Annotated in this window: 9 protein-coding genes and 1 pseudogene; 3 read left to right on the top strand and 7 right to left on the bottom strand. The window is 47.8% G+C overall.

The features are described from left to right. Positions 1–90: 90 nt before the first annotated feature. From NI21_RS0112680 to NI21_RS0112645, 7 genes and pseudogenes are all read right to left on the bottom strand, one after another. A pseudogene (locus NI21_RS0112680) lies at positions 91–510 on the bottom strand (site-specific DNA-methyltransferase); the annotation flags it as partial. 1 nt (position 511) lies between these two features. Continuing rightward, positions 512–1057, bottom strand: a complete 546-nt coding sequence (locus NI21_RS0112675; protein ID WP_033126564.1) for an AAA family ATPase — start codon at positions 1055–1057, stop codon at positions 512–514. A gap of 35 nt (positions 1058–1092) precedes the next feature. After that, complete coding sequence (locus NI21_RS0112670; protein WP_033126563.1) at positions 1093–1602, bottom strand: GNAT family N-acetyltransferase; 510 nt, start codon at positions 1600–1602, stop codon at positions 1093–1095. A 60-nt stretch (positions 1603–1662) separates the two neighbouring features. Next, positions 1663–2832: an AAA family ATPase gene (locus NI21_RS17190; protein ID WP_255349851.1), complete on the bottom strand. Its 1170-nt coding sequence runs from the start codon at positions 2830–2832 to the stop codon at positions 1663–1665. Positions 2833–2890: 58 nt separating this feature from the next. Then, positions 2891–3349 (bottom strand): peptide deformylase, encoded by a 459-nt coding sequence (gene def, locus NI21_RS0112655; RefSeq protein WP_033126562.1) that lies wholly within the window; start codon positions 3347–3349, stop codon positions 2891–2893. Next, on the bottom strand, positions 3324–3587 hold the full coding sequence (locus tag NI21_RS0112650; protein WP_008981865.1) for a helix-turn-helix transcriptional regulator: 264 nt from the start codon (positions 3585–3587) through the stop codon (positions 3324–3326). Before NI21_RS0112650 ends, def begins: the two co-directional genes overlap by 26 nt. Positions 3588–3736: 149 nt before the next feature. Next, positions 3737–4114 (bottom strand): TnpV protein, encoded by a 378-nt coding sequence (locus NI21_RS0112645; RefSeq protein WP_033126561.1) that lies wholly within the window; start codon positions 4112–4114, stop codon positions 3737–3739. A 450-nt stretch (positions 4115–4564) separates the two neighbouring features. Here NI21_RS0112645 and NI21_RS0112640 point away from each other — a divergent pair, with 450 nt between their 5' ends. From NI21_RS0112640 to NI21_RS0112630, 3 genes are read left to right on the top strand one after another with little or no spacing between them, the layout of a single operon-like run. Then, positions 4565–5380, top strand: coding sequence for a xanthine dehydrogenase family protein subunit M (locus NI21_RS0112640; protein ID WP_033126560.1), 816 nt, complete (start codon positions 4565–4567; stop codon positions 5378–5380). Continuing rightward, on the top strand, positions 5380–5856 hold the full coding sequence (locus NI21_RS0112635; RefSeq protein WP_033126559.1) for a (2Fe-2S)-binding protein: 477 nt from the start codon (positions 5380–5382) through the stop codon (positions 5854–5856). The genes NI21_RS0112640 and NI21_RS0112635 overlap by 1 nt, the downstream gene beginning before the upstream one ends. Then, the gene (locus NI21_RS0112630; RefSeq protein WP_033126558.1) at positions 5856–8171 is read left to right on the top strand and encodes a xanthine dehydrogenase family protein molybdopterin-binding subunit; all 2316 of its coding nucleotides are present in this window, start codon (positions 5856–5858) and stop codon (positions 8169–8171) included. The genes NI21_RS0112635 and NI21_RS0112630 overlap by 1 nt, the downstream gene beginning before the upstream one ends. The last annotated feature ends 59 nt before the right edge of the window (positions 8172–8230 follow it).

Raw genomic sequence — 8230 nt, 5'->3', positions numbered from 1 at the left:
GATTGGGACAGAAAACCGGTATATCGTAGGTTTTACTATCCACCCTAATCCTACAGACACAACAACGATGATCCCCCATTTGCAGCATCTAAGGCTTTTCGCTGCAAGCCCGGTCGTGCCGCTCCCGAAAAAGGGGTCAAGCACAACGCCGCCTTTCGGACAGCCCGCCAGTATGCACGTTTCCGCTAACTTCGGGGGAAACGCGGCAAAATGCCCGCCCTTATAGGGGACGGTGTTGATAGTCCAAACGTCCCGGCGGTTCCTTGTGGTCGGCATGAGCGCGTCGTCGTAGTAGCCGCCGCTCCTTGCCTTGTTCAGCCCTTGTACCTTGCCTTGTCCGGGGACTTCTGCGGCGTATTTGCCGTTCGCGCTGCGCCCCATGCGGTACCGCGCCGCCGTTTTCGGGGAAATGGGTTCGGCTATGGCCGCAGCGTCATAGTAGTATTTCTTTTCTTTCGTAAGCAGGAAGATATGTTCATAGCAGCGGGTCGGGCGGTCTTTGCAGCTTTGTCTAAAATAGTAAAGCCGTACCGCTTACGATTTTTTCTTTTACTGCTGAAACAGTATCTTTGATTGAGTGCGCAGTTGTATCTATAACATTTAATTCATAGATTCCTAAATTAGAAAATTGTTTCCACATTGTTTCAACTAATTCAACATTTGTTTCTCTATCTAACTTTGAGCGTTCGATAGCTCGCTTCATAGTTTCTTCTTTACTTGCCCTTAAAACGATATAGTGTACTTCATAATGTTCTTGAACAATGTTGAGCCACGGCTCTAAAAACCACGGTCCTACAATGCCATCTACAATTACATCATATCCACCACGAACATATCGCTTCGCAGCTTCTAAAAATGCTTCAATGACAACCAAATTTTGCTCATTTGATTCTGGCAAATGTGGTGGTATTGCCCCTTTACTCAAATAATGGTAAAAGTCATCTGTGTGCATATGCACAGACTTTTCTAAATCTGATTCTTTTGCAACAGCAGATGCCGTTGTAGTTTTCCCTGTTCCCGGCGAACCTGTGATTACAATAATTCTACCTTGATTCATCTATGTTTTACCTTCCCAACTTCTAATTTTTTACATCATATCCCAAAAGCCTTGTCGTACTCAATAACTCCATTTAATTTGTTTTGACTTCCGTTAAGATTAAGTGCCATAAAACTTTCATCGTCAACTTCAAATGGCGCTTTTATTCCACACTCACTTGCCGGAATATATCCTGCCTTTGGATAGTATTTGGAATGTCCCAAAACAACTGAATATTCATATCCCAATTTATGTGCTATACTGTGTCCTTCTTTCATCAAAGATAATCCGATTCCCCTGTTCTGATAATCGGGTAATACAGAAAGAGGGGCAAGCACAAGAACCTCAACCCCTTGAACAACTGCTTTTGTAAAAAGAATATGTCCTACAATTTTTTCGTCCTCGACAGCAACAAGAGAAAGTTCCGGAATAAACGATTTGCTTTTTCTTAACGCAGCAACTAAGTTCTGTTCATTTCCATCTGTATATTCAGCATTTTCAAATGCTTCTTTTACAACATGATATACCGTATCATAATCTTCTGGTCTTTCTTGTCTTATAATCAAAATAGATACCTCCATAGTTTTAAGTTTTTTTACAATTACAGGAAATAGCAAATCTACTATCTACCTCTCAATTTTTATGGCTCTGACAATGATAATATCCGGGATTTCTTTATTAAAATAGCATTCTTCGTAAAATCCGTCTATGACAAAACCAGTATCAAAACACAGATTAAAAATATCCTGTAAAGAACGATGATAATAACATTGTTTTTGTGGCTGTCCTTCAATCGCAATATCGTAATAGCTGTGCGGCGTCATATATTTTTCTGTAAGCGTTACAAAACAGGGGTGCTGTGTCGCAAATACAAATACTCCGTTATCCTCAAGCAATTTATAAACAGAGGTAAAAAGCGGCTTAATGTCTGTAATATCCATGACCGCCATGTTTGAGACTGCTTTTGTAAATGGCTTATTTCTTTTTAATGCCATCAGACTTGTTTCATTCGTAGCGTCTGCTACACAAAACTCAATGTGATCAGCATACCGTTTTTGGCGCTTTTTTGCCAGTTCCACCATTTTTTCACTATAATCAAAAGCCAAAACAGAGACAGCTTTTTCTGCAAGATATGCAGAATAATTTCCATTCCCACAGGCAATATCTAAAATATAATCTGTTGGATCAGGATTTAGAAGCTCTGTTACTTTTGGACGGACAACTTCTCTGTGAAAATCATTTGATTCATCCCCCATTGAACAATCCCAAAATTTAGCGTTCTGATTCCAGATTGCTTTACTTTCATCTTTTGAATACTGTATAATATCCTCTTTCTGCAAAATTACTTTTTCTCCTTCGCCGCATGGCTCCTGAAATGCGTGATAATGATGTTCCAATATTTCATCTGTTATCACAAACGGCGAATTGGCATTTAAGACCTGATTTCTTTTATATAGTCTTTTTTGCAAAAGCTCCTTACTGGCTTTCATATAGACAAGTTCCGTTTCAGCGCCTGCTTTTTGGATCAGCTCTTTATAAAAATTCCGATTTTCCTTACTCCAGAAACTAAAATCAATCACAACGTCTTTTCCCTGCTGAATCAGGGACAGCAGCTTTTTTTGAAGCGCAGCCTCCACCTGCTCTGACAATTTTTCATATTGTTCTTCCGGATAATCAATTCCCTTTCTCCCATAAAGTTTCCACATTTCTTCATCAATGGAAAGTCTGATATATCCTTCCTGTTCTTTTTTCTTGGCGTAAGTAGTCTTTCCAGAACCACATACGCCGCACATCATAATAACTTTGCTCATAAAACTCCTTTTCTTTTTCCGAAACGGCATCTATCAATTTGCACTACACAACAGAAAGTTCTTCAATCGCTTTATCTAAAAAAATCATACCGTCCAGATGTTCCAGCTCATGGCAGAAGCATTTTGCCATTTCATCTTCTCCGTCAACTATAATTTCCTCTCCATATTCATTGAGTGCCTGAATCGTGACCTTTTGTGGACGAATTGTTTTTACAAAACGGTTCGGGAAACTAAGGCATCCCTCAACACATTCCTGCACACCGCTTTGGCTTATCATTTTCGGATTTACAAGTTTTAATCGTGTATCGTTAAAATCAATGACAACCAACCGTTTCAAAACGCCAACCTGATTTGCTGCCAGTGCAGCTCCATTTTCTGTTTCATGTAATGTATCAAGCATATCATCTAAGAGCTGCCTGATTTTATCATCAACTTTTAGGACAGCTTTACATTTTTTTCTTAATATAGGGTCGCTGTCATAACGAAGAAATCTTGTTGCCACTTTTTACCTCCTGTCTGCTGCTGTCAGCTCTTGATTTTCTCAAACTTACATCAAATAAAAATACCTCCTCAATGGCACACTCAAATACTTTAGAAATATCATATGCAAGCCAGATAGATGGTTCAAATTTTTCTGTTTCTATGGCATTTATCGCCTGCCTTGAAGCTCCAACCAGTTCTCCTAATTGCTCTTGCGTCAGCCCTCGCTGTTCTCGCAATTCTTTTATTCTGTTTTTCATAGTTCCTCCAAAAGTAAGGTTAACATTACAATAATTATATATGTTTTTTTCTTGTAATGTCAACCTTACACCCATTTTCTGTTACACAAATATTTATAAAAACAGGAAACGATACCATGTTTCAGATATCGTTTCCCTATATCATACCCTTATGAATAGATCATCTCATGCAGAACAATTTCTTCTGCCCGGTTACGGATGTTATTGCAACGCTGCACCCATTCCATTTGAGAAGTACGCTTTAATTCCTCTGTCACGCCCTCGGTAGCTTTCATCTGCTCCATGATAGTGTCTAACCGTTCCTGTGCCTGTTCGTTCAGGTCTGCAAGATATGTCCACAATTCTCCGGTCAGTATCAGTGTGTTCAATCTGGCTGGGGGGACTTCTCTTAAATATTCCCGGTGCATCCGTCCGTACTTTCCGATAGGACGGTGTTCCTCCGGCAGCTTCAAATCTGGGATATAGTAATCTCCGACAAGGATATAATCAATTCCGTTTTCTGTTATTCTTGGTTTCAATTCGCTCATATTTTTAATCTCCTCATTCTGGCTTATTTTTTGCAAGTCTGACTCTCCAGAAATATTGGTAAATCATTGGTAAAATTGAGAATGAAACATAAGAACTACTATTTATAGAAGTATTTAAGACGATTTGAGACTTTTTATTCTGAACAGTAAATCCTGCCGTGGCAAATGAATAGTATTTTTATCATATTTTAAAGTCCTCCTGAATCGCTAAGATTGCTACTCCGACCATTCTATCACAAATTGCCGCATGATGGAGAGGGAAATGAAGAAATCTGTCAAAACGAGATGGTCTGACAAAACCCTGATAAAACTGTTATTGAAAAAAACGGAAAAGCGTCCCGAACCCTTCCGCACAAAAGAGAAATATGCTATAATATATCGGCTTTATAGATATGTGACGGGATTTATTTGGAAAATATTGAGGATTTTACAGAGAAAAGGAGAGAAGACGTGCTTACGATCAATCAGTATGTAAAGGCGTCCAGCCTGGAGGAGGCCTATGAGCTGAACCAGAAGAGGAACAATGTGGTCCTGGGAGGCATGCTCTGGCTGAAGATGCAGAAGAGAAATGTGGGGACAGCCATCGACCTGTCCGGTCTGGGGCTGGACACCATCGAGGAGACGGAGGGAGAGTTCCGGATCGGCGCTATGGTGACGCTGCGCCAGGTGGAGCTCCACCAGGGCCTGAACGCCCTGACCCAGGGGGCGGCCCGGGAGAGCGTGCGCCACATTGTGGGCGTCCAGTTCCGGAACATGGCCACTGTGGGAGGCAGCGTGTTCGGAAGATACGGGTTTTCCGACGTGCTGACCTTTCTGATGGCAGCGGGGGCAGAAGTGGAGCTCTATAAGAGAGGCCGGCTGTCTGTGGAAGAGTTTGCGTACCTTCCCTATGACAATGACATCCTGACTTATGTGATCGTTCCCAAAAAGCCCATGCGGGCAGCCTATCTCTCCCAGAGGAACACAAAGACAGATTTCCCGGCCCTGGCCTGCTGCGTGGTGCAGACAGAGGAGGAGGTCCGCTGCGTCATCGGCGCAAGGCCCATGAAGGCAGTCTGTCTCCGGGACGAGAGAGGGCTCCTGGCAGACGGCATCACGGGGGAGAGCGCGGAGGCCTTTGGAGCCTACGTGTCAGAGACTGTGGAGACGGGAAGCAATCTGCGGGGGAGCGCCCAGTACCGGAAGATTATTGCAGGGGTACTGGCAAAGCGGGCTCTTCTTCAGATTGCGCAGATGGATGAAAGTGAACAGGAGGGGAGAAACTGATGCAGATACAGATCCTTTTAAATGAAAAGAAAGTAACCGCGGACATTGCCCCGGACATGCTCCTCATCGACTTCCTGCGCAGCCAGGGGTGCTACAGTGTGAAGCGGGGCTGCGAGACCTCCAACTGCGGTCTGTGCACGGTGTTTGTGGATGACAGGCCGGTGCTGTCCTGCAGCCTTCTGGCTGCCAGGGCGGACGGACATAAGGTGACCACCCTGGAAGGGCTTCAGGAGGAGGCGGAGGGCTTTGGCGCCTTTATCGCGGATGAGGGGGCGGAGCAGTGCGGCTTCTGCAACCCGGGGCTGATGATGAACGGCATTGCCATGTTCCGTGAAAACCAGGACCCGACGGACGAGGAGATCAAGGAATACCTGGCCGGAAATCTGTGCCGCTGTTCCGGATATGAGGGACAGCTGCGGGGGATACGGGCCTACATCAACTATAAAAAAAGCCAGTCGAAGGGAGGGGAAGCCTAATGCCGGATCAGATACCAGGAAGCAGCTACAGATATGTGAATCGTTCCGTGAGAAAGAAGGACGCCATGGCCCTTGTGACAGGGAAGCCGGTGTACATGGATGACATTACGCCCTCAGACTGTCTTGTGGTGAAGGTGCTCCACAGCCCTCACGCCCACGCCCTCGTGCAGGAGATCAACACGGATATTGCCATGAAGGTGCCCGGCATTGAGGCCATTTACACCTACAGGGATGTGCCTGACAAGCGCTTTACCATGGCTGGCCAGACCTACCCCGAGGCCAGCCCCTACGACAGGCTGATCCTGGACCAGAGACTCCGCTTTGTGGGGGACGCTGTGGCTATCGTGGCTGGGGAAAATGAGAAGGCCGTGGACAAGGCATTGAAGCTCATCAAGGTCAAGTACGAAGTGCTGGAGCCGGTGCTGGATATCCACACGGCCAAGGACAACAAGATCCTTGTTCATCCGGAGGAAAACTGGAGGGCTCTCTGCCCTGTGGGAGCGGACAACAAGAGGAACCTGTGCGCCTCCGCAAAGGACAGCAAGGGAGATGTGGACGCGGTCATGGAGGACTGCGACATTGTGCTGGAGCACACCTACCACACAAAGCCGGACAGCCAGGCTATGATGGAGACATTCCGGACCTACACCTGCATGGATCCTTACGGGAGGCTGCACATTATCAGCTCCACCCAGATCATCTTCCACGTCCGCAGGATCGTGGCCAATGCCCTGGATATCCCCAAGTCAAAGGTGCGGGTGACAAAGCCCCGTATCGGCGGCGGATTTGGGGCGAAGCAGACCTGCGTGACAGAAGTCTTTCCGGCCTTTGTCACATGGAAGACAGGAAAGGCGGCCAAGCTGATCTACACCAGGCAGGAGAGCCAGACTGCCGGTTCGCCCCGCCATGAGATGGAGGTCAGGGTGAAGGTGGGAGCCATGAAGGACGGCACCATCCGGGCCCTGGATGTGTACACCCTGTCTAACACAGGGGCCTACGGGGAGCACGGCCCTACAACAGTGGGACTGAGCGGACACAAGTCCATTCCCCTCTATAACGGCAATATGGAAGCCTACCGGTTCAACTATGACGTGGTGTATACCAATGTGCAGGCAGCCGGAGCCTACAGGGGCTACGGGGCCACACAGGGTATTTTTGCGGTGGAGAGCATTGTCAGCGAGCTGGCGGACAGGCTCCACATGGATCCGGTGGCGATCCGGGAGAAAAATATGGTACGCCAGGGACAGACAGCCATGGCTTACTACAATGAAAAGATGAACGCCTGCGCTCTGGACCGCTGTATGGCGAGGGCAAAGGAGATGTTCCGCTGGGACGAGAAGCCTCTGGCAAAGGACATGGGCAATGGAAAGATCCGGGCCAAGGGAGTGGCCATGGCCATGCAGGGCTCCGGCATTTCCGGTGTGGACGTGGGATCGGCCACACTGAAGCTGAATGACGAGGGCTTCTACATCCTTTCCATTGGAGCAGCGGACATGGGAACTGGGTGCGACACCACCCTGGCCCAGGTGGCGGCAGAGTGTCTGGAGTGCGACCTGGACAATATCATCGTCTACGGGGCGGACACGGACTCCTCGCCCTACGACTCCGGCTCCTACGCATCCAGCACCATGTACGTGACAGGAAAGGCGGTGGAGAAGGCGGCCGTGGAGCTGAAGGACCACATCTGCGCCATTGCCGCCGGCATGCTGGAGTGCGGGAAGGACGAGGTGGAGTTTGCCGCTGACCGGGTGCGCAGAGCCGACGGGACAAAGGAGGTGCTCCTTAAAGATATCGCCACCAAATCCATGTGCGGAAACCGGGAGCCCGTCCAGGTCACAGTGACCCACTCCTCACCCACATCTCCGCCGCCTCTCATGGTGGGCATGGCAGAGCTGGAGGTGGACAAGGAGACAGGGGCTGTGGAGCTTCTGGATTACGTGGCCGTGGTGGACTGCGGCACGCCCATGAATCCCAATCTGACAAGGATCCAGACCGAGGGCGGCCTGGCCCAGGGGATCGGCATGGCCCTCTACGAGGACATCACCTACAGCAAAAAGGGAAGGATCCTGGAGAATTCCTTTATGCAGTACAAAATTCCCAGCCGTCTGGATATCGGAAGGCTGCGGGTGGAATTTGAGAGCAGCTATGAGGAGACCGGCCCATTTGGCGCCAAGTCCATCGGAGAGGTCGTCATCAACACTCCCTCCCCGGCTATCGCCCACGCTATCTTCAACGCCACAGGCGTATGGCACAGGGAGCTGCCCATCACGCCGGAGAAGATCCTCATGGGAATGATGGAAAAGGACAGATCATGAGATCATAGGAAAACCATAGAAAATAGACAGAGCATATATAGAGCACAGAAAAACAGCCC

It is taken from the genome of Eubacterium sp. ER2 (genome assembly GCF_000765215.1).
Classification (GTDB): Bacteria; Bacillota; Clostridia; order Lachnospirales; family Lachnospiraceae; genus Claveliimonas; species Claveliimonas intestinigallinarum.
Note: the sequence above shows the minus strand (reverse complement) of the source record. Positions and strands in the feature narration are given on the sequence as shown.